Genomic DNA, 1,668 nt, shown 5'->3' on the forward strand with positions numbered 1-1,668 from the left:
ATCGCCTTGCAAAGTATCTTTGTAGGTAATCAGCTGAAAATCACCATGCTCAGTTTGAACGCCGTGCTCTTCCTGACGAGTAACCGTCTGCTCATTCAGAGCACGATAATGAATCATATCGGCGATTGTGCCAATTTTTAGATCGTGTTTTTTCGCAAATTCTTCAAGATCAGGGCGACGTGCCATCGTGCCATCATCATTCATAATTTCAACAATGACCGAAGCCGCTTCAAAGCCAGCCATTCTCGCCAAATCGCAACCAGCTTCTGTATGACCCGCACGCGTTAATACGCCACCAGGCTGAGCAACAATTGGGAAAACATGACCCGGCTGGACGATATCTTGGGGTTTGCTATTTCGACCCACAGCAGTCCGAATAGTATGAGCACGATCCGCAGCAGAGATGCCCGTCGTTACACCTTCTGCCGCTTCAATCGAAACAGTAAAATTAGTTGAAAATTGTGCGTTATTTGCATGCGCCATCGGAGGCAAGCCAAAATAATCCGCACGATCTCTCGTCATCGTCATACAAATGAGACCACGCGCATGTGTCGCCATGAAATTAATATCTTCAGGACGCACTTGCTCTGCCGCAATAACGAGATCACCTTCGTTCTCTCGGTCCTCGTCATCCATCAGAATAACCATTTTACCTTGACGGATATCTTCAACTAGCTCTTCAACAGTGTTGAGCTTCATTCAACCTCCAAAGACCCAGCAAATTAAGCTAGGTATGTTTCTATATCTTGTAACCGTTCTTTGCTAAAAACGCTTCATCAATCACCGACTTCGGCGATTGCTTTTCATCTGAAAAACTCAATAACCGCTCTGCATAGCGAGCCATAAGATCTACCTCTAAGTGCACATCTCGGCCAGTTGAGTACTCAGGGATAATCGTATTCTGAGCGGTATGAGGAACAATATTGAGAGTAAATCCTTCATCCACCAAACCAGTCACTGTAAGACTAACTCCATCCACGGTAATTGAGCCTTTATTCGCGATATAGCGCGAAAGTTCCGATGAACAGTGAATGGTATAACGTAATGAGTCACCTTCTGAGCTGACAGCAACTATAGACCCTATTCCATCAACATGCCCACTGACTAAGTGGCCACCTAAACGGCGCGAAAGCGTAAGCGCTTTTTCAAGATTAACTCGATCACCGACTCGCATCGTTGCGAATCGTGTGTAACGCAATGACTCTGCGGAGATATCCGCACAAAAATCATTAGGAGAGAAAGCGGTGACAGTCAGACAAACTCCGTTTACAGCAATGCTGTCTCCCAATTGAACATCACTCATATCAAGGGCTTGGACATTGATACGAAGTTGAGCGCCTGAACGAGCACTTTCAATGGCAGCTATGGTGCCAACCGCCTCAATAATACCTGTAAACATTTCTAAAGAGCGCCCTTAAATTGATACTGAAATCGTAGATCGGCCCCTACTTGTCGAACATCCTTAAGATCTAAATCTATGGCCTGCCCCATACGATCAAATGGCAGATTCGCCAGAGCTTTTGCCTGATGCCCCATCAACTTAGGCGCAACATACAGCAGTAATTCATCTACGCAATTTTGATCTATAAAACTGCCAGAAAGACTCTCTCCAGCCTCCACAAAAAGATCATTGACTTCTTGTTCGGCCAGAGCATGGAGAAGCGCAGA

3 protein-coding genes are annotated in these 1,668 nt (G+C 45.6%); all 3 read right to left on the bottom strand.

Annotated features, from left to right (window positions below; genetic code table 11):
* The coding region (gene ribB / locus A3738_RS12875) for a 3,4-dihydroxy-2-butanone-4-phosphate synthase (RefSeq protein ID WP_068763625.1) at positions 1-699 on the bottom strand (699 nt) is incomplete at its 3' end.
* A gap of 40 nt (positions 700-739) precedes the next feature.
* A complete protein-coding gene (locus tag A3738_RS12880) occupies positions 740-1,399 on the bottom strand; it encodes a riboflavin synthase (RefSeq protein WP_068478611.1) in 660 nt (219 codons plus the stop codon).
* A 2-nt stretch (positions 1,400-1,401) separates the two neighbouring features.
* The coding region (locus A3738_RS12885) for a dihydrofolate reductase family protein (RefSeq protein ID WP_197473841.1) at positions 1,402-1,668 on the bottom strand (267 nt) is incomplete at its 5' end.

This window comes from Oleiphilus sp. HI0066, assembly GCF_001635725.1.